At 33.0% G+C, this 21,491-nt stretch carries 17 protein-coding genes; 11 read left to right on the top strand and 6 right to left on the bottom strand.

Annotated elements, in window-relative coordinates:
• Positions 1-45 precede the first annotated feature (45 nt).
• Positions 46-351, top strand: coding sequence for a hypothetical protein (locus EQG68_RS08085; protein ID WP_129464307.1), 306 nt, complete (start codon positions 46-48; stop codon positions 349-351).
• A 94-nt stretch (positions 352-445) separates the two neighbouring features.
• Positions 446-634 carry a YgaP family membrane protein gene (locus EQG68_RS08080; RefSeq protein ID WP_129464306.1) on the top strand — a complete coding sequence of 63 codons (189 nt, stop codon included), beginning with the start codon at positions 446-448 and terminating at the stop codon, positions 632-634.
• Positions 635-679: 45 nt separating this feature from the next.
• Here the strand turns inward: EQG68_RS08080 and EQG68_RS08075 are convergent, their stop codons facing one another.
• On the bottom strand, positions 680-2,341 hold the full coding sequence (locus EQG68_RS08075; RefSeq protein WP_129464305.1) for a GLPGLI family protein: 1,662 nt from the start codon (positions 2,339-2,341) through the stop codon (positions 680-682).
• 165 nt (positions 2,342-2,506) lie between these two features.
• Between EQG68_RS08075 and EQG68_RS08070 the strand changes: the two genes are divergently transcribed.
• Genes EQG68_RS08070 through EQG68_RS08055 form a run of 4 tightly spaced genes read left to right on the top strand, consistent with a single transcriptional unit; the run spans position 2,507 to position 7,709 of the window.
• Positions 2,507-3,046 carry an NADPH-dependent FMN reductase gene (locus tag EQG68_RS08070; RefSeq protein ID WP_129464304.1) on the top strand — a complete coding sequence of 180 codons (540 nt, stop codon included), beginning with the start codon at positions 2,507-2,509 and terminating at the stop codon, positions 3,044-3,046.
• 13 nt (positions 3,047-3,059) lie between these two features.
• Entirely contained in the window at positions 3,060-4,370 is a 1,311-nt protein-coding gene (locus EQG68_RS08065) for an anthranilate synthase component I family protein (protein ID WP_129464303.1), read from the top strand.
• Between the two features lie 37 nt (positions 4,371-4,407).
• Complete coding sequence (gene tilS / locus EQG68_RS08060; RefSeq protein WP_129464302.1) at positions 4,408-5,712, top strand: tRNA lysidine(34) synthetase TilS; 1,305 nt, start codon at positions 4,408-4,410, stop codon at positions 5,710-5,712.
• Positions 5,712-7,709, top strand: a complete 1,998-nt coding sequence (locus tag EQG68_RS08055) for a protein-disulfide reductase DsbD family protein (protein ID WP_129464301.1) — start codon at positions 5,712-5,714, stop codon at positions 7,707-7,709. Before tilS ends, EQG68_RS08055 begins: the two co-directional genes overlap by 1 nt.
• Positions 7,710-7,771: 62 nt before the next feature.
• Here EQG68_RS08055 and EQG68_RS08050 read toward each other — a convergent pair whose 3' ends face one another.
• Both EQG68_RS08050 and EQG68_RS08045 read right to left on the bottom strand, forming a co-directional pair.
• Complete coding sequence (locus EQG68_RS08050; protein WP_129464300.1) at positions 7,772-8,977, bottom strand: GAF domain-containing sensor histidine kinase; 1,206 nt, start codon at positions 8,975-8,977, stop codon at positions 7,772-7,774.
• 67 nt (positions 8,978-9,044) lie between these two features.
• Positions 9,045-9,776: a DUF2490 domain-containing protein gene (locus tag EQG68_RS08045; RefSeq protein ID WP_129464299.1), complete on the bottom strand. Its 732-nt coding sequence runs from the start codon at positions 9,774-9,776 to the stop codon at positions 9,045-9,047.
• Between the two features lie 73 nt (positions 9,777-9,849).
• Between EQG68_RS08045 and EQG68_RS08040 the strand changes: the two genes are divergently transcribed.
• Entirely contained in the window at positions 9,850-11,385 is a 1,536-nt protein-coding gene (locus EQG68_RS08040; RefSeq protein ID WP_129464298.1) for a YifB family Mg chelatase-like AAA ATPase, read from the top strand.
• A 120-nt stretch (positions 11,386-11,505) separates the two neighbouring features.
• Complete coding sequence (gene tnpA, locus EQG68_RS08035; RefSeq protein WP_129464297.1) at positions 11,506-11,967, top strand: IS200/IS605 family transposase; 462 nt, start codon at positions 11,506-11,508, stop codon at positions 11,965-11,967.
• Between the two features lie 20 nt (positions 11,968-11,987).
• Here tnpA and EQG68_RS08030 read toward each other — a convergent pair whose 3' ends face one another.
• From EQG68_RS08030 to EQG68_RS08020, 3 genes are all read right to left on the bottom strand, one after another.
• Entirely contained in the window at positions 11,988-13,343 is a 1,356-nt protein-coding gene (locus tag EQG68_RS08030; RefSeq protein ID WP_129464296.1) for a hydroxymethylglutaryl-CoA synthase family protein, read from the bottom strand.
• Positions 13,344-13,495: 152 nt separating this feature from the next.
• Positions 13,496-14,350, bottom strand: a complete 855-nt coding sequence (ypfJ, locus tag EQG68_RS08025) for a KPN_02809 family neutral zinc metallopeptidase (protein ID WP_129464295.1) — start codon at positions 14,348-14,350, stop codon at positions 13,496-13,498.
• Between the two features lie 35 nt (positions 14,351-14,385).
• A complete protein-coding gene (locus EQG68_RS08020) occupies positions 14,386-18,438 on the bottom strand; it encodes a PAS domain S-box protein (protein WP_129464294.1) in 4,053 nt (1,350 codons plus the stop codon).
• Between the two features lie 146 nt (positions 18,439-18,584).
• Here EQG68_RS08020 and EQG68_RS08015 point away from each other — a divergent pair, with 146 nt between their 5' ends.
• From EQG68_RS08015 to gldI, 3 genes are read left to right on the top strand one after another with little or no spacing between them, the layout of a single operon-like run.
• Complete coding sequence (locus tag EQG68_RS08015) at positions 18,585-19,832, top strand: voltage-gated chloride channel family protein (RefSeq protein WP_129464293.1); 1,248 nt, start codon at positions 18,585-18,587, stop codon at positions 19,830-19,832.
• A gap of 50 nt (positions 19,833-19,882) precedes the next feature.
• On the top strand, positions 19,883-20,896 hold the full coding sequence (locus EQG68_RS08010; RefSeq protein ID WP_129464292.1) for a DHH family phosphoesterase: 1,014 nt from the start codon (positions 19,883-19,885) through the stop codon (positions 20,894-20,896).
• Positions 20,896-21,486, top strand: a complete 591-nt coding sequence (gene gldI, locus EQG68_RS08005; RefSeq protein ID WP_129464291.1) for a gliding motility-associated peptidyl-prolyl isomerase GldI — start codon at positions 20,896-20,898, stop codon at positions 21,484-21,486. Before EQG68_RS08010 ends, gldI begins: the two co-directional genes overlap by 1 nt.
• Positions 21,487-21,491 lie beyond the last annotated feature (5 nt).

Raw genomic sequence — 21,491 nt, 5'->3', positions numbered from 1 at the left:
AACCTCAGAACCTTAGTGCCTCAGAACCTTAGAACCTTATAAAAAATGAAATTAGTCCTTATAACCGCTGTCCATTCTTTCAAAAGAGAGATACAGCATTTGCTTAAAGAATCCGGTGTAAAAACCTATTCGTATCGTAACGTAACCGGATTTAAAGATGTATCAGAAGAAGCATTAGCTTCCAATTGGTTTGGCAGCGAAGTAAACGAAAATGAATCGATTGCTTTTTATGCTTTTGTGCCAATTGAAAATTTAGAAAAATTATATGCATTAATTTTCGCTTTTAATCAAGAATTAGAAACCAAATCTAAAGTGCATTTGGCGACTTTTAATATCGAAAAATTTATATAAAAGGGACTAAGGTGCTGAGGAACTGAGGGATTAAGATAAAAATAGTTCCCAACCTCAGAACCTTAGAACCTCAGAACCTTAGAACCTTAAAAAAATGAAAAACAGAATCGTACGTGGTATTGCCGGAACGTTTATTTTACTTAGTTTACTTCTGGCTATTTATGTCAACCAAAATTGGTTGTGGTTCACTGCATTTGTAGGAGCCAATTTATTACAATCATCCTTAACCAAATGGTGTTTGATGGATGATATTTTGACAAAAGTGTTTAAAATAAAAGATTGATTGTTTTAGTTGATTGGTTGATTGAAGGGAAATCGGTAGGGAATTTTACTCTACCGGTTCTCCTATCACTACTCCCGAAACATTCCAAGCACTAAAACTGCCGCCTTCCGGTAATCCTTGCGGAATTTGAATTCGAATGGAATGCTTTCCGGCCGATAAATCCCCCAAATCAATCAACATTGGATTGGTTACTGTACCAGGGCACCAATTGGAGCGGCTGTAATCCGATGAGGATAAACCATTACTGAAATTCCCTGAAGCCGGATTAAACAACCTATACGAACCACAATCTTGTCGCCAAGGGATAAATGAAAAGGCAAGTTGTTCATCAAGGTAAATGCTGTTTTTCTTGGGAACAAATTCGTCTCCGTTTTCCCAGCCGCCATGTCCGGTGGTAATGTATCGTAATTGAGCATTTTTAATCGGTTTTTCTAAATTAAAAATTACTTCCAAACCTTTTTCCTCCGAAAACATCGTAGCATATTCTTGTCCACCCATTTCCATTACATTGGTTGTATTAAAAAGTGGTAAAGCAAAGGATGTTTTTTTAGGCTCATTGTCTTGTGGATGAATTGTAATTTCTACAGTCACTCGGTGACCACCTTTGTCATAATTACCGATAAAAGCTCCCACCCACATTTCTTGATTATTTAAAATGGGTTGCAATTCAGAAATGTCTTGACGATACGGAACTTCATTATGCCACGTTTTGTCTTTTAACGAAATATGATTGTATTGCTTAATTCCAAAAGGTGTAAAAAACCGCATTAACTCTGTTAACGGCTGATAATCATCTTTTAACACAACACCTTGATAGGTTTTTCCATTTCCATTTTGATAGCTTGGTAGGGTATTCATACCATTTTTTAGACCATTAAAAAAAGAATTTTCAGCCTTCACGGGAATGACGAAGATGGAACCGGTTCTATCATAAGCATCACCTGTAGAATTGGTTTTTAGTTCAGCAAAAATCGGACTTCCATTTTTGATTTCCGGAAATTTTACTTTTCTCAAAATGACAGTTCCATTGGCAAATCGTAAAATACTATCAGTTGATTTAGATTCATCCGAAAAATTGATGGTCTCGTTTTCAAAAACAGAAAGCGAAATAAAACGACTTTTCCAAAGTAAGTCGCGATAGGTTAATGCATCAGAAAAATTGGAGTTTGGCAAAGAAATTTGAGAAGGTAATTTTTTTAGTTTTTCAATTTTAGTGGCGGTAATCACAAAGTTATTGTTGCGATTCATTTCTAAAACCAATCCTAAATTCTGACCTAAAACCGTTGGAGCACCTTTCACGTTGAGGTCGTTGGTATACCATAATTCAATCGTGTTAGAATTTATGATAGTTTTTGCTTTTGTGCATTTGTAACCTAAAATGGTTTTGGTTTCATTTAACAGTTCAAAAGTTTGTTTTCCTAAAGCTAATGAGTCCTTTGAGGCAATTAATTTATTTTGATTTAATTGAGCTGATTGAATGAGCGTTTGTTTATCTCGATCAATGTAAATTTGTTCCAAAGGAAAATTATTTTTACCTGAAAATATTCCCTCCGAACTAACTAAAGTTAATAATGAATTCGTGTAAACTAAAAGTGGGTCTTGGTTTTCAATTTTTGTACCGTTACTCCATTTTTCGTAGGTAATAGAGTAATTTTGGCTTACAATTGATTGCGTAATAAATATTAATATCAAATACCAATGTTTCATGTTTTTTTCTGTAAAAATAAAATATTCAATTTTAAAAGAAAGTTTTTTTTAGAGTTATGTCCAAAGCGTCAAACCAAAGAAAATAATTTAAAAAGATAGAGTAAACCCTAGCATTTTAATTTGAATTGAATTTTTTTCTTCCGTACCTTTACAAAAAGTATTTTTATGTCAACTATTTTAGCCTTTGCCGGAAGTAACTCTTCCACTTCCATCAACCACCAATTAGTAACTTATTTAACCACTCAATTAAAAGAAACTTCGTTTGAATTATTCAAATTATCCGATATGGATTTGATTGTGTACAGTGAAGATGAACAACGAGATAACGGGTTTCCCTCTTCAATCAACCAAATTTACAAACATATTCAAGCAGCAGAAGGTTTAGTTATTTCCGTTAACGAACACAACAGTAACCCATCTGCTTTCTTTAAAAATGTATTGGATTGGTTATCACGATTGGATAGAAAGTTTTTAGATGGAAAAAAAGTATTTTTATTAAGTGCTTCAACCGGAGCTCGTGGCGGAATGAGTGCTTTGGAAGTTGTTGAAAAATTAATTCCTCGTTTTGGTGGAGAAGTTGTTTCAACTTATTCCTTTCCATCTTTCAAAGAAAATTTTTCTGTTGAAGAAACGAAAATCAGTAATGAAGATATTAAAAATGAAATTGTAGCTAAACTACATCAGTTTGAAGCTGTTTTAAAGTAATTTTTTTCAAAAAATGCTCAGAGCTACAAAAGTCTTTACCATTGAACATCCTGAAATCTTCAAACAAAAATTGTTGATTTGGGCTAATCAATTCAGAGAAGTTGTTTTCTTAGATAGCAATAATTACCATCAAAAGTATTCCTGTTATGATGCGGTTTTGGCTGTAGATGCTTTTACTTCCATTAAAACCGATTATTTTAATGCTTTTGAAGATTTACATCAATACCAAAGTAAAACCCAAGATTGGTTGTTTGGTTATTTGTCGTATGATCTTAAAAACGATACGGAAGCTTTAAACTCGAAAAATTTTGATGGATTAGACTTTCCGGATTTGTTTTTTTTTCAACCGAAGAAGTTGTTTTTTTTAAAAGACAATCAAGTTGAAATGAAGTATCTGAATTTGTGTGATGATGAAATGAAGGATGATTTTCATGAAATTTTGAATGAGGGAAGTTGGGAGTCAAAAGTTGGGGGTAAGGAGTTTGGAGTAGGAAGCGAAATTAAAATCCAACAACGTATTTCAAAAGAAGCTTATCTTCAAAAAGTTTCCAAAATGCTCGAATATATTCATTACGGCGACATTTATGAAGCCAATTTTTGCATGGAATTTTTTGCTGAGAATGCAAGTATTGAGCCTTTAGAAATTTACCAAAAACTTAATGCCATTTCGCAACCGCCTTTTGCCGTCTATTTCAAAAATAATCATCAGTATTTATTATCGGCTTCGCCGGAACGCTATTTGAAAAAGGAAGGAATAAAAGTGATTTCCCAACCCATTAAAGGAACAGCTAAACGGAATTCAAATCCAATTTTGGATGAACAATCGAAAGTTGATTTGGAAAATAATCCCAAGGAAAGAGCTGAAAACATTATGATTGTCGATTTGGTTCGCAATGATTTGTCTCGAACAGCTTCGAAAGGCTCGGTTGAGGTGGAAGAATTATGTGGAATTTACTCCTTTCAGCAAGTCCATCAAATGATTTCGACAGTTGTTTCTCAAGTGGAAAATACAACTTCTGCTGTAGAAATTATCAAAACGACTTTTCCGATGGGAAGTATGACTGGTGCTCCCAAAATTTCAGCGATGAAAATCATTGAAGAATTAGAAGAAACAAAACGCGGTCTGTATAGTGGGGCTGTTGGTTATTTTACGCCTGAAGGCGACTTCGATTTCAATGTTGTCATTCGAAGTATTTTATTCAATGCTAAAAATCAATATCTATCTTTCTCAGTAGGAAGTGCCATTACTTCCGAAGCCACACCGGAAGGCGAATATGAAGAATGTTTGTTGAAAGCGAAGGCTATGTTTGAGGTGTTGAATTAGCATTATTCCATTCGGACAAAATTCCTTACTTTTGAAAATGTTTTTGAAATTCCAAAATCACTTTTCAACTCAATTTCCTTTTCTGCAAAAGGCAAAAATACTAATTGCGGTGAGTGGCGGTTTAGATAGTATGGTTTTGTTGGATTTAATTTCGAAAATGAATGTAGAATTTGCAGTGGCTCATTGCAATTTTCAACTTAGGGGTGATGAAAGTAATGAAGATGAGCATTTTGTGCAATCTTATTGTACTTCCAATTCTATTAAAGGTTTTTTTCAAAAATTTGATACGAAACAATTTGCCGAAGACGAAAAATTATCGTTTCAAGTTGCTGCTCGAAAGTTGCGGTACGAATGGTTTTATGAATTGTTAGCTACTGAAAATTTCGATTTTGTGCTTACTGCTCATCATTTAGATGATCAATTGGAAACCTTTTTGATAAACTTATCTCGTGGAACCGGTTTGGAGGGATTGTGCGGAATTCCATCCCAAAATGATAAAATTATTCGACCGCTTTTACATTTTTCAAGAGCAGAAATTGAAACGTTTGCCAAAGAAAACAATCTAAAATGGCGAGAAGATTCCAGTAATGCGTCTGATAAATATGTACGTAATAAAATTCGTCATCAACTGGTTCCGGTTTTAAAAGAATTGAATCCAAGTTTTTTAGATTCGTTTGAAAACACCCTTCAAAACCTTAATCAAACACAAAGTTTAGTGGATGATGCTTCGCGAATGGTGTATCGAAAAGTAGTGCAAGATGTTGATCATCAAAAGATAATTAATTTAAATGAACTACTACAATTACCTAATTATCAAGCATATTTATTTCAATGGTTGTCACCATTCGGATTTTCGGCATGGCTGGATATTTATGATTTAGTGAATGCTCAATCCGGAAAACAAATTTTTTCGGAGCATTTCAGATTACTGAAAAATAGAAATACATTGATTGTCGAAACAAAATCTACTGAAATTTCTAGTGAGTATTTTATTCATGAACATCAAGATGAACTTAATTTTCCCTTAAAGTTGAGGTTAATTAGTGTATGTGAAATTGGAAAATCCGATGCAAAAACTATCTTTGTGGATGCAGAGGCATTAAAGTTTCCTTTACAACTTCGAAATTGGCAAGAAGGTGATTATTTTTACCCTTTTGGAATGAATGGAAAAAAGAAGTTGAGTAAATTTTTTAAAGACGAAAAATTTTCTATCATCGATAAAGAAAAGGCATGGCTTTTATGCTCTGACAATCAAATTGTTTGGCTCGTTGGGAAACGAATGGACGAACGATTCAAAGTAACCGAAAACACACAAACTATCCTAAAAATTCAATTAGTATAATGAAGCATTTATTTTTTACGCTACTTTCCTTTTTTGTAATTACGATTACGCAAGCACAAATTTTAGATCCTGTGAAATGGAAAACGTCCATAGAACAAAAATCGGATACGGAATTTCTTTTAAAATTTGATGCAACCATTCAAAAGGATTGGCATTTCTTTTCACAGTTTACGCCGGATGGAGGTTCTTTACCTACAGTATTCATTTACAACGATTCAAAAGGAAACTATCAGTTAATCGGTAAAACGACAGAAAGTAAATACAAAAAAGTGTATAGCGAAATTTTTGAAGTAGATGAATACATGTTTGAAGGTTCCGCTCAATTTTCACAATTAGTAAAAGTCACGAATCCAGCTTTAAAGTCGATTAAAGTGGAGGTAGAATATCAAGCTTGTTTGGAACAGTGTATCCAACAATTTAAGAATTTTGAATTTCAATTACCTCTAAAAGAAAGTGTAGTTGCTGCTCCGGTTGAAACTATTGATACAATTACAACATCAAATGATGAAATTTCAGAAAAATTAGCTTCAAAAGAATTAAAGGAGGAAATTGAAAAAGAAACAAAAAAAGAAGAACAGAAGGATTTATGGACTATTTTTATTCTTGCGTTTTTCTCAGGATTTCTCGCTTTGTTGACTCCTTGTGTATTTCCAATGATTCCAATGACGGTGAGTTTTTTTACTAAACAAAGTAAAAATAGAGCAAAAGGAATCAAAAATGCAATTATTTATGGTGCTTCTATTATAGTTATTTATGTGCTTTTAGGTACTGCCATAGTTGCTATATTCGGTCCTGATTCGTTGAATGAATTATCTACCAGCGTTACTTTTAATTTGGTGTTTTTTGGGTTATTAGTCTTTTTTGCAGCCTCTTTTTTAGGAGCATTTGAAATTGTTTTACCTAATTCTTGGGCCAATAAAGTAGACCGTCAAGCGGATAGAGGAGGCATCATCGGTATCTTTTTTATGGCATTAGCGTTAGCCATCGTGTCATTTTCTTGTACCGGTCCGATAGTTGGAACATTGATTGTGGAAGCGGCTTCTAAAGGCGGAATTGCTCCGATTGTCGGAATGTTAGGCTTTTCATCAGCCATTGCTTTACCATTTATGTTATTTGCTTTATTTCCGGGTTGGATGAATTCCTTACCCAAATCAGGCGGATGGTTAAACACAGTAAAAGTTTCATTAGGATTTTTAGAATTAGCTTTTGCGTTTAAATTTTTATCCAATGCCGATTTGGTATTGCAATTGCATTGGTTTGAAAGAGAAACCTTTTTAGCGATTTGGATAGCTGTTTTTGGAACTTGGGCAATGTATTTATTCGGAAAAATAACTTTACCTCATGATAGTCCGATGACACATATTTCCGTAGGAAGATTATTTATGGGATTGTTTGTATTGAGTTTCACTATTTACATGATTCCCGGACTTTGGGGTGCTCCATTAAAGATTATTTCAGGTTTTCCACCACCATTGAATTACAGCGAAAGTCCAACCGGAATTGGAAGCAGTGGCGGTTCTTCAGAATTAGGAGCTTTACCTAAAGGAGCTCATTCGGGCCCACATGGAATTATTGCTTTTCATGATTATGAAGACGGATTGGCTTATGCCAAACAAATAAATAAACCTATTTTACTTGATTTTACCGGTTATGCATGTGTGAATTGCCGTAAAATGGAAGATTATGTTTGGTCGGATAAAAAAATACTTTCTATTTTAAAAAATGAAGTAGTATTGATTTCTCTTTATGTAGATGATAAAAAAGAATTAGCCGAAAAAGACAAATATGTTTCTAAAGAAACCGGCAAAAAAATAAAAACAGTTGGTAATAAATGGAGTGATTTCCAAATCACTAAATACAAAGCCAATGCACAGCCGTATTACTTGATTTTAGATACCGATGGAAATACCATTTCAGAAGAACCGGCAAGTTATGATCCAGACATCGATTTATACGAAAAATGGTTGCGAGAAGGAATTGACAAGTTTAAAAAATAAATATAAAAAAGCCACTTTTTAGAGTGGCTTTTTCGATTTAAAAACGTAAACTAACTCACTAACTATTTTTTGAAATATAATGTGAAGGTAGAACCTTTACCAATTTCTGATTCTAATTCAATTCGGCCATCTAATTTGTGTACCATTTTTTGCACAGTTGAAAGACCAATTCCGGTTCCGTTATTTTCAAAACGATCTTTTTTGCCTAAAGTTGTAAAAAATGAAAAGACTTTTTCGTAATCTTCTTTAGCAATACCAATTCCGTTGTCTTTGATGGTGAGTAAAATTTCTTTTGTTCGTTCCGTTAAACCAATTTCAATTTTCACTTTCTCTTTGTCATTGTATTTGATGCTATTACTGATTAAATTGGAAATGATTTGTTCCATCGCCATTTTGTTAGAATAAAATTGAACGGTATTGTTTGAAGGAAAAACAATCTCATATTCATTTTTAGAATCTAACATCGAAATTGTTTTACGAAACAATTCATTCCAATTAATTTCTTCTTTTTGTGTGGTATTGATGGTGTCACTTTTGTAGTAAATCAGAATCGCATCCACAAAATTTTTCAATTCCAATGAAGATTTCGAAATGTATTCTAAATATTCATTTCCGGCTTCATCTATGCTGTTTCCGTATTCCTCTTGAAATAAATTGGTTAGTGAAATTATATTGTTTAAAGGCGATTTAATATCATGTGAAACTACTCTGGCAAATTGTTCCAATTCATTATATTTTGATAGGAGATTGGCATTATTTTCTTCTAAAAGAGCATTCTTTTTTCGAAGTTCCAATAACTGAATTACCTGATGTGCAAGTTTTTCAAGAGCATTGAGTTGAAAATCAGTTAATTGTTTTGGTTCAAGATCATAAACACACAAACTACCTAAGGTTTGTCCGTCCGGATCAATTAAAAGAACTCCAGCGTAGAAAGCTATTTTTGGGTCGCCTGCCACATATGGATTCGTATTGAAATGGTTATCCATATGCATGTTTTGTACTTCTATGGATTTCAAATTGTTGTCCATCATATAAGTACAAAAAGCCTCTTCTCTCGGAATTTCGACCTTATCAAAACCTACTTTTGATTTAAACCATTGTCGGTCTTTATCCATCAATGTGATAGCAGAAATTGGAACCTGACAAATTTGAGAGGCTAATTCAGTAATATCATCAAAATCTTTTTCAGGTTGAGTGTCTAAAATGTTATAACTTTTTAGGGCTGCTAACCTTTGGTGCTCATTGGTTAATGAAATTAATTTATCCATACTTTTTGTTTTTCGTTTTATTGGTAAATGGATATACGTAAAAACTAAAAGTATGGTTTTAAAAAAGTTAATTCGTTTTCGGGTTTTTCCGTAAGTCGAAGTGATGCAAAACCAAAATTTGCAAATTATGGTTCATTTTAAAAGTGTAACTTGTATTGGATTCTATCAATTGATTCATGTATGCCACCTGAAAAGTCATTTTTTTTAGCTGATAACCAACGCCAAGCGAAATTCTGTTTTGGTCTAATCTGAAATTATTTTTTATTTCATCTCCCACATTAAATAAGACTTCATCGGATGCCATTAGATAAAATTTTCCTTTTTCTTGATTTTTAAAATAGTATCGTGCTTGCAGTAAATAGCGTAATCGGTAGTTAAAATTAAATTCATTTTGAAGATGATCTTCGATAATTTTTCCTCTAAATCGTCCTTCATAACGTAATCGGTGTAAAAACGAAAAATCATTATGTTTATGGCTTAATGTTGTTTGACCCCACAAGCGATGTTCCGGTCGAAAAGTTTCTGCTCCTTCCGGCGGATATATTTTCCCAAAAGCATAACCGACAGTTGTGGTCATTTGATTTTTTTTACCGAAATGATAAGTTATTCCAGTTCTGACTAAACCAAAACTCTCCGGAACCCAGTGAGCATCATTCCACCATGAAAGATGATTGGATAACTTTGTTTGTGTGATGTATCCTAACCAAATTTGCTGATTTTCAGTGATTTTATTTTGTGAAATGGAAGTGGCTGAGAGTAGTAAAATTAATACGAATTTGAAATATTTTGACCAACACATGTTAAATTTTTTTCAAAATTAAAGTAATTATTCAAATCAATTTGTGATATTTGTCACATTAAATGTATACGCCATGTTAGTTAAAGTATTTGGAAGTGCCGTTTTCGGCGTTGAAGCCACCACGATTACAGTTGAAGTAAATATTGATAAAGGAGTGGGCTACCACTTGGTCGGATTACCCGACAATGCTATCAAAGAGAGCAGTTACCGCATTGCTGCCGCCCTCAAAAATAACAACTATTCTTTACCGGTTAAAAAAATCACCATCAATATGGCTCCGGCTGATATGAGAAAGGAAGGTTCGGCTTATGACCTTACGATTGCCATTGGTATTTTAGTTGCTACCGGACAAATTCAAGCGGAGGAATTAGATCGTTACATCATTATGGGCGAACTTTCATTGGATGGCGGTTTACAACCTATAAAAGGAGCGTTGTCAATTGCCATTAAAGCTAAAGAAGAAGGCTATAAAGGATTTATTCTCCCGATTCAAAACGTAAAAGAAGCCGCGATTGTAGAAGGTTTAGATGTGTATGGAGTAGAAAATGTGTTACAAGTCATTGATTTTTTTGAAGGGAAAGGCGATTTACAACCAACTGTTATTGATACCCAGACCGAATTTTCAAGAACCTTAGATTTTCCGGAATTTGATTTTTCGGACGTAAAAGGGCAGGAGGGCATCAAGCGTTGTATGGAAATTGCTGCTGCCGGTGGTCATAACATCATTTTAATTGGCCCACCCGGTTCAGGAAAAACGATGTTGGCTAAACGAATGCCGAGTATTTTGCCACCCATGACCATGAAGGAAGCGTTGGAAACCACCAAAATTCATTCCGTTGCCGGAAAAATTAAAGATGCCGGTTTGATGAGTCAGCGTCCGTTCAGAAGTCCGCATCATACGGCTTCCTCAGTTTCACTTGTTGGAGGTGGAAGTTATCCGCAACCGGGTGAAATTTCATTGGCACATAACGGTGTTTTGTTTTTAGATGAATTACCGGAGTTCAAACGCGAAGTGTTGGAAGTTATGCGGCAACCGTTAGAAGATAGAGAAGTAACCATTTCCAGAGCAAAATTTACGATTACTTATCCATCTTCTTTTATGTTAGTGGCGAGTATGAATCCGAGTCCGGGTGGTTATTTCAATGACCCGGATGCACCGGTCAGTACTTCTCCGGCGGAAATGCAACGGTATTTAAGTAAAATATCAGGTCCGCTTTTGGATAGGATTGATATTCATATTGAAGTGAATCCGGTTCCCTTTGAAAAATTAACGGAAACCCGAAAAGCTGAAAGCAGTGCAGAAATCAGGAAAAGAGTTACACTAGCTAGAGAAATTCAATCGAAACGGTTTGAACAATTCGATAATTTGCATTACAATGCTCAAATGGGTAGTAAATATATTAGAGAGTTTTGTGTGTTAGATGAAACATCCTTACAATTGCTTAAAACCGCAATGGAACGTTTGAATTTATCCGCACGGGCGTATGATCGAATTTTGAAAGTGGCCCGCACCATTGCGGATTTGGAAGCTGCTGAAAACATCAAACCGAATCATATAGCGGAGGCGATTCAATATCGAAGTTTAGATCGCGAGGGTTGGTTGGGGTAATCAATGTCAAAAATCAATATCAATGACAAATTCAAAAGCATAATCAATATTATTTGTGCTTCAGCACTAACTTGCCTCCGACTTCAGTCGGAGGATTAAAAAATCCAAAATCATTATTATATGCCATATCTAAAAATTTACATCCATTTTGTCTGGTGCACAAAAAACAGATATCCATTTCTAAACACAATTGAATCAAGACAATTTGTTTGGAATCATATCAAAGAAAATGCAAAACAAAAAGGAATTCATGTTGATTTTGTTAATGGTTATGAAGATCATTGTCATTGTTTGATTTCATTGGGAATTAATCAAAGTGTTGAAAAAGTAATGCAATTAATTAAAGGTGAATCTTCGTATTGGATTAACCAAAACCCTGATTTGTTTCCGAATTTGAAAGGGAAAAGATTTGAATGGCAAAGTGAATTTTTTGCATTATCAGTTTCTGAATCTATTTTGAAGCGTGTTCGAAATTATATTAAAAACCAAGAAAATCATCATCGTAAAAAATCATTTGGTGAGGAGTACGATAAGATTAGGGAGGTTTTTTTCTTCATCCGACTGAAGTCGGACGAAATTTAGTGCTGTCGCACTGAGAGGATTTATATCACAAACTCATAATACCTTGCACCCACCAAAACCGGATTTTCTTTTTCGATAGAAATTAGAGCAAATTCATTTTTTGGTTCTAAAACTGCCTGTTGCAATTCTTTTTTATGCAATTTTTCATAGGTTTCAAAATCAATCGAATGATTATTTTCTAATGTTTCGAAGAGATTATTTTGGCTAATGACCGATTTCCAATTTTCACAAACTATGGCTTCAAAAACTTTTGATTTGGAACCACTTCCGTAGGCTATGAATCCTACTTTTTGGTTTTCTAAAGAAGTGTTTTGTTGGGCATGATAGCATAAAGCAGAGAGTAAACCAAGGAAAATGGAACCCGTATAAATATTGCCTATTTGACCGGAGGCAATTTCTGAGGGATAAATCTTTTGGTTGATGAGTTCCAAATATTCCGGACTTTTGGTCAATGCTTTTAGTTTGTCTTTTACAGTTTCGCCAATTTGACTCTTGAGTAATTCCGGATTTTCATTCGCAAAAATTTCTATAAAAGTTCTTCTTCCTTGAAAACAATAGGGAAGATGCATTAAAATAGAAGCCCAATTTTCATACACTTTTCCAGTTTGTTGACTTTCTTTTTTAAAATGTTCGTAAGCTTCGGTAATTCTGTTGATGTAACATTGGTTGGAGTATTGTCCGTCAAATACAGGTTGTTCTTTGTAAATGGAAACTTCATTTTCCAAAACGCCAAACCATTCCTCATTTTCAGGGGATTTAGTTATTTCTGATTTGGAAAAACTTCTTCTTGGTTTAAAGAAATCAAAAACACCTTCGGTGGAAACACCAACTTCACTAGAAAAACTCAAAACTCTTGGGTTGGAAGTTATCAACATGGCAATGGCACCCGCACCTTGTGTATATTCACCACTCGATTCCAAATCATATTTGGCGTTATCGGAAGCAATGACAATCGCTTTTTTGGTTGGATGTAAACGAATGTAATCCAAACAATTTTGTAATGCATCCACACCACCAATACAAGCAAAAGTTAAATCAACTGCATCACAATTTCGAAATGAACCAACACCTAATTTACTTTCTAATAACGATAACACATAGGAGGCAACCGGTTTGGAACTATCCACACCGCTTTCTGAACCTACATATATTCGAGCAATTTCAGATGGATTAATATTTTCCTGTTGAATTAACTTTAAAGCAGCATTTGCTGCGAAGGTTACAACATCTTGATGTTGATCCGGAAAACTCATTTTGTGTAAACCGAGACCTTTTATCAATTTATCGGGTTCTATGTTACGCTTGTGTGCAAGAGTAGAAATGGGTAAGTAAAGTTTAGGAATATCAAAGGAAATACTATCGATGCCAACGTTCATTTTTGTACTTTTAAAAAACAAAAGTATAAAAGTGTCACCCATATTTAAGGGAACAATTCATAAAAAATCCCTAATTTAAAACGAATTACGAATGTTTTAAAAAAGGGAAGATTTATTTTTTGAATGAACAATAAAATGCTTAAAAACTGAAATTAATTCAATGCAGCAAAAGTATCTCCTTGACGGATATCACCGGTTTTAAATCCTTTGCCAAACCATTTTACGCGTTGTTCAGAAGTTCCATGTGTGAATGAATCGGGTACTACATGACCTTGCATTTTCTTTTGAATAGCATCATCACCTACTGCGTGAGCAGCACTAAGAGCTTCTTCAATATCACCTTCTTCCAGGTACTTACTATTGTAATGAGTCCATAAACCGGCATAAAAATCGGCTTGTAGTTCAAGAGAAACAGAAAGTTTATTTCCTTCCGCTTTGCTTAACTTTTGCTGCAATTGTCTTACTTTTCCGGATGTGCCTAATAAGGTTTGTACGTGATGACCCACTTCGTGAGCGATAACATATGCAATGGCATAATCTCCACCTTTTGCTCCGAAACGCGTTTGCAATTCATCAAAAAAATCTAAATCCATATAGATTTTTTGGTCAGCCGGGCAATAAAAAGGACCGGAGGCTGATGTAGCTCCGCCACATTCCGTTTGAACAGAACCTCTGAATAATACCATTCCCGGTTCTTTGTAAGTCATACCGTTTTCTTCAAAAATTTTATGCCAAACATCTTCTGTGTCGGCTAAAACTGTTGACACAAATTGACCCATTTTTTCATCTTTTTCACTCAAAGGCTGTGCAGGAGTTGCTGATGATTGTTGTTGTTGATTTAATTGTTCTAATATAGGTGTAAGGTTTTGAGCACCTTCACCACCAAAAATATTAATGAGCAATAAAATAATACCAATTAATCCTCCACCGGCAACCACTTTTCCGGTGTTGCCCATGCCACGACGGTCTTCAACATTTTTGCTTTGTCTTCTGCCTTCCCATTTCATAATTTATGATTTTAGTAATTAAAAGTACAAAAAAATTAAGAAGAAGTCCATTTTGCGATTACTTCTTCCAAACTTCCTTTAACTATTGGTTTTGATACATAGTCATTCATCCCTATTTCTAGGCATTTTTCTTTTTCACCAATAACTGTTCCGGCCGTTAAAGCGATAATAGGAATAGTTTTTCCATGATCCATTGTTCGAATTACTTTGGTTGCTTCGTAACCGTTCATCAAAGGCATTTGAATATCCATGAAGATAATATCAAATTGTTCGACCTCAAATTTTTCTATGGCTTCTTGACCATTGGAAACGGTTGTAATTTTTGAATTAGGTAGAATCTTTTTTATTAAGGTTTTTGCCAGCAAAGAATTGATGTTGTTGTCTTCCACAATTAATACACGAAGAGCATCAAAATTTTGATATACAAATTCTTCATCCACTTTTAAAAGATTAAGATTTGAAATTTTTTCTTTGCTCGATGACTGAACGTCGACATCAAAATAAAAAGAGCTTCCTACATTAGGTTCACTAATTAATTCCAATTTACTGTTCATTAAAGCCAGTAATTTGTTTGAAATACTTAAGCCTAATCCGGTACCGCCATATTGTCTTGTTGTTGAACTATCTTCTTGTGAAAATGCTTCAAAAATTTTCGCTTGATTTTCTCGTCTAATTCCTATTCCGGTATCAATTACAGAAAAACGAAGTCGGGTTTGATGCGAAGTAATTCTATCAATCACTTCAATTTTTAGTTTCACTTTTCCGTTGGAAGTAAATTTTACAGCATTTCCGAGAAGATTGATTAAAATTTGCTTTAAACGAACTGCATCAATCCAAACCGTTTTAGGGACATCAGCGTTTACATGCACATCTACATCAATTTTCTTTTGAATGGCTTCAAAACGAATGGTATCGATTACTTCGATTGCTAAATCTTTTAGTTTGGTTTCTTCAATTACCAGTTCAAGGTTACCGGACTCAATTTTAGAAAAATCTAAGATATCATTAATCACGCTCATCAATGACTTAGCTGATTGGTTGACGGTTTTCATGTATTTAGCTTGTCCCTTTTCTAAATCGGAGTTCATTAATAAATCTGTAAATCCAATAATACCGTTTAATGGTGTTCTAATTTCATGACTCATATTGGCCAAAAATTCAGATTTAGCTTTATTAGCAGCAATGGCCATTTCTTTTTCTTTGATGGCTGCTTCTTGTAGTTTACGTTCTGTGATATCAATAAAAATTCCTTCAATAAATTCTACTTGGTTGTTTTTTGTAATTACATCACCAAATTCTTCTACCCAAACAATTCGCTCATCTTTATGAATAATTCGATAAATAAAATGTATTTTTTGATTGTTTTCTAAGGCATATTTCTGATCTTTTATCACTCTTTCTCGATCATCAGGATGTATAATATCTAAATATGATATTTCATTATTTAAAAATACATCTTTAGAATAACCTGACAATTTTTGGATTTCATCGTTCAGATAAATTTTGGTAAATTTAGAATCGTATTTAGATAAATAAATTGTTCCCGGAATATTATCGGCCAACAATCTGAAACGTTCTTCACTACTATAAATTAAGCTTTCATTTAAACCTCTTTCAATAGCAGAAGAAATATTATTCATTAACGATTGGAGAATATTTATTTCATCTTCTGACCATACTCTTTCATTGGTACAATCATCAAATCCTATGGCACCTACAAGTTTGTTTTTAACTTGAATTGGAAAAATGAGAACCGATAATATGTCTTGTGATTTCATAAGTTCTTTAAACTCACTCTCGAACATATTTTTCACAAGTTTGTTGTATACTTTACTTGATTTTAAAGGAATAACGATATCTAAAAACATTTCATAAGGAACATTTTGTAAGTCAGGATTTTCAATTTGTGGTTCAATTTGTCCTTTTACCCATTCAAATTTTTGCGATATTGTTCTATTTTCTTCAACCGCTTCAAAATAATACACTCTGTCTGCTTTTGTAGCATCTCCAAGGGTAGCTAATATTTCATCAAAATCTTTAAAGGTATCTTTTGAAACCAATATTTTTTCAGAAATTTTGGTCACTGCGGTTAATAAATCACTTTTATAAATTAAATTATCTTCAATTTGTTTTCTTTTAATTGTTTCAAAACCTAAGGTAATAATTTCAGAAACTGATCGGGTAAAATTTATATCTTCGTTATCCCAGTATCTTTTTGAATGAGTGGTTTCAAAACAAATAATTCCTGACAATTTTCCATCAATAAAAACGGGATAATCCAATAACGATTTTATATTATTTTCTAAGAAATAATTATCAATAAACTCTGAAGTTTCTTTTTGTAAATTTACGTCAGAAGCAATAATAATTTGCTCTTTTTCGATGGATTCAAAGTAGATTGGATAATCTTTCTTTTTAATGACCAAATGATTAGAGTGTTTATAGTCTTTGAGTTCAAATAAGTTTACACATTCAATTCGATCAGGAAAATAATTCCAAAAACTTATACGTTGAATTCCGGAAGATTTAGAAACATTTTCAGAAACTACTTTTATTATGGATACAATGCTATCATATTTTGCAAAACTTGTTGTAGACAATTTTGTTAAAGCATTGTTGTATTTTTTTATTTTATCCTGCCTTTGATTTCTTTCAATCTCTAAATTTCGTATTAATGTAATATCTCTTGCAATACCGGAATAGCCAATAATTTCACCTGAATCATTTTTTTTAACGGTTACTTTTTGTGAAATCCAAACTTCTTCGCCTGATTTTTTTAAAATGGGAAATTCCATCAGCCTTGAACTACCACTTTCTTTAAATTCTTCAATATAGTAAGAGACTATTTTTTCTCGATAATCTTCCTTTATTAATTGTCCAAAATTTAATTTCATCAATTCACCCAAATCATATTCAAGTAATTCACACGAAAAGGAATTGATGTAAGTAAATTTTCCAAGATTATCTGTTTCAAAAATTAAATCAGTGGCTGTTTCAACAAGATTTTTATATTGGTTTTCTATGTTTATTTGTTCGGTAACGTCGATTCCAATCCCAACAAATAAATCATCACCAAATTCTTTGTCTACCCATTGAATAAATTTATATTTACCATTTTTACACTTAAGTTTTCGTTTATAAACTCGATCTCTTTGGTAATCTTGATGATAATCTTCTCCAATAAATTCAGGGTCTTCTGTTAATTGCCAAAATCCCATTCCCAAGACTTCCTCCACTTGATAACCTAAAATGCCTTGTATATTTTCGCTACAATAGGTTAATTCTCCGTTCTTTTTTGTGGCAATAACAAGCGAGTTCCCTTTATTTACAATTTCATTAGCAAATAAAAATTTGTCTTTAGTATTTAATATTGAAGTATGTCTAACATGATTTAAAATTACAATTAATAAAAAACTTATTATACAAATTACTCCAATTTCAAAAACTAATTTTCCGGTAATTAAAAGTAGTAGAAAAATGACAAACAATGAACTTATAAAAAACCAGTAATGCTTAATTTTTTTAAAAACATTATACGAAAAAAAGATTAAAGTTAATAAAGCAGAAAAGGTTATTAATTCCATCGGATCGTAGTAAACTAGATTTTTTATTACGATTGATACATAAACGAGATAAAAGAAAATAAATAGGCGAGGCAATAAGTTAAATAAAACACTACTTATTTTACTTAAAAAATAAATGCCTAAAAAGATTACTCCAAATACTAAATTTGAAAATACCATCGGCTTATTTCTCAATTCAAATACATTCAATACAATTTCAACAAAGGGTATGATGATAGAAAGCGATAAAAAATATTTTTGATATTCTGATTTAGAAAATTCTGTCTCAGAAAAATCTCTCACAAAATTTTTGTTATAAGCTAGGTTTCTTCTAAAAACTAAATAAGAAATGGTGAAAAGGAAAAGCACAAAGACAATTACAAAAAGCCAATCTTTACTTATTGATGTAGATGAAAGATTTAGAAAATAGGGAACTTTCAAGTTAAATTTAGAGGATGCTATTTCTTTTACAACTTTAAAAAGATTTAAAAATGGCAATATCCATAATTTAATTATATGGGGCATTGTATGGTATTTGGTTTGGTTCTTTTTAATTGAGGTTAAAAATAACAATATTATTTAATTTTCAAACTTTTTTGTAGTTTTTAATCTATTTAAATATCAACAAAAAATCTGATAATTTCATTATTTTTGGAAAGTTATAAAAACCAATGCTTTTAAAATCTACATTAAAATTCTTTTTTAAATGGACGTTTCTTGCAGTAATTATCGGAATTATCTCCGGTTTTACCTCGGGTTTATTTTTATATAGCTTGGAATTAGTAACTGACTATAGAGAAATTAACCAATGGATAATTTACTTTTTGCCTTTTGGCGGACTCTTTATAGGATATGGTTATTATAAATTCGGTAAAAGGGTGGTTGAAGGAAACAATTTAATTTTAGAAGAATATTCCAATCCTCGAAAGAAAATACCTTTCAGGATGGCTCCAATGGTACTTCTAGGTACCCTAATTACTCATCTTTTTGGGGGTTCTGCCGGTAGAGAAGGTACAGCAATTCAAATGAGTACTAGTATTGCAGACCAATTTACAAATCTCTTTTCTTTAGATAAAGAAGATAGAAAAATAATATTAATTTGCGGCATTAGTGCAGGGTTTGCTTCTGTTTTTGGAACGCCTTTAGCCGGAGCAATTTTTGCTATCGAGGTACTTTTCTTCAGTAAAATAAATTTTAAAATTGTATTCCCCACATTTTTAGTGGCTTTTATTGCTTATTACACGGTAGAGTTTTTACCGGTAAAGCATACACATTACTCAATACCTTTTATCCCTGCAATTTCTTTTAAAATGGTACTATGGACTTTGTTGGTGGGCATTCCATTTGGCTTTGCAGCAATGTTATTTTCTAAAAGCACGCATTGGTGGGGGAATATGTTTGCAAAATACATTACATTTCCACCATTACGACCAATTGTGGGAGGAAGTGTTATTGCATTTGCCATTATTTTGATGGGAACAACTCAGTTTATCGGATTAGGAATACCAACAATTGTTGATTCATTTCAAACACAGCAATTGGGGTATGTTTTCTTGTTGAAAATTTTATTTACCGGTTTTACTTTGGGGGCAGGCTTTAAAGGTGGTGAAGTTACACCATTGTTTTTTGTAGGAGCAACATTAGGAAGTTTTTTATCCTTTTACATTCCTTTACCTACTGCACTTTTAGCAGGAATGGGATTTGTTGCCGTTTTTTCAGGAGCAACTCAAACGCCGATTGCTTGCACTGTAATGGGAATGGAACTATTTGGCATTGAATCCGGATTGTTTCTCGGCATCGCTTGTCTGATTTCCTATCTTTTTTCGGGTAGGAAGGGTATTTATTCAACCCAAATGATTGACGGAGTAAAAGGAAAAATTTATAATAAATTCAAAAAATCGACATTCGAAAATTTATAATTTCAGGCTATTTTTTCGTTATTGAAAGAAAAAAAGTAACTTCGCATCCTATGGAAGAAAATCTTATTATCGAAGCCAAAAAACTGCTTCAGAGTTCAAAAAAAATTGCCATAATTCCGCATAGAAATCCAGATGGAGATGCCATGGGATCAACATTAGCATTATATCATTTTCTAAAAAAATTAAACCATCAACCGGTTGTTATTTCTCCAAATGAATTTCCTGATTTTTTGGCATGGTTGCCCGAATCTCAAAATGTCTTAATTTATGAAAAAGACAGAAACGGAACAAAAAACATACTCGAAAAAGCAGAATTAATTTTCACACTCGATTTTAATGCTTTACACCGCACCGGTGAAATGGAGAATGTATTAAATACATTACAAGTGCCTTTAATTATGATTGATCACCATCAAGCACCTGACACCTATGCCAAGGTAACTTTTTCAGACACTCGTTATGGTTCTACTTGTGAAATGATTTATGATTTTATAAAATCTTTTGGCAATGGAAACTACCTTGATAAAACTATTGCAACCTGCATTTACACCGGAATAGTAACCGATTCCGGGTCGTTTAAATTTCCAAAAACAACCGGAAAAACTCATCGAATTGTAGCTGATTTAATCGATTTGGGAATTGAAAATACCGAAATCCACAATCTGCTTTTCAATAACAATACCTATGAGAGTTTACAATTGTTGGGAAAAGCTCTACAAAATTTACGGGTTATAAAAGACCATAAAACATCTTACATTACTTTAACACAAGAGGAATTAGATCTTTTTAACTACAAAAAAGGAGATACTGAAGGAATAGTAAATTACGGTTTGTCTATTAAAGATGTAATCTTTACGGCCATTTTTATTGAAAATAAAGAAGAAGGAATCATTAAAATATCATTGCGTTCTTTGGGGGATTTCGATGTTAATCAGCTTTCTAGAGAGCATTTTAATGGTGGTGGTCACAATAATGCGGCCGGTGGAAAATCAATGTTGTCAATGGAAGACACAATCAAACAATTTGAAAATGTAGTAAAGAATCATCCGAAATTAAAATTCTAATGAAAGCAAAAATTTTTTATAGTTTACTTTTTTTTGGCATGTTATTCGCTATCGGTTGCCAAGACACGGAAGCAAGACGACCCATTCAACAATCGTCGGGAAGTTTCATAAAAGAATCGATTGTTCGCAACAAAAAGCTGGTAGCTTATGAAGAAAAACAGATAGACTCAATCATTAAAAGCAATCCAACTAAAGAGTATTTGGCATCCAAAAAAGGCTATTGGTACACATATGAAATAAAAAATGAAACCGATACACTCAGACCTAAAAGGGGAGATGTAGCATTTTTTGAATATGAAATAAATGATTTAAAAGGAAATGTGATTTATACCGCTTTGGAACTTCGTCCGCAAGATTACTTGGTCGATAAACAAGAAATTATGATTGGTTTGAGAGACGCTATCAAATTGATGCGTAAAAATGAAAAGGTAACATTTTTATTTCCCTCTCATATGGCTTATGGTTATTTGGGTGATAAAAACCGAATAGGACCTAACGTTCCTATCATGTGCACGGTTACATTAATCGATTTTAAAAAGGAAACGGACTTAAAAAAAATTAAAAATGAAAATAATTCTAACAAGCAATAAACAAG

Origin of the sequence: Flavobacterium piscinae, assembly GCF_004122145.1 — a bacterium.
Classification (GTDB): domain Bacteria; phylum Bacteroidota; class Bacteroidia; order Flavobacteriales; family Flavobacteriaceae; genus Flavobacterium; species Flavobacterium piscinae.
This window is presented reverse-complemented; position numbering and strand designations above follow the sequence as displayed.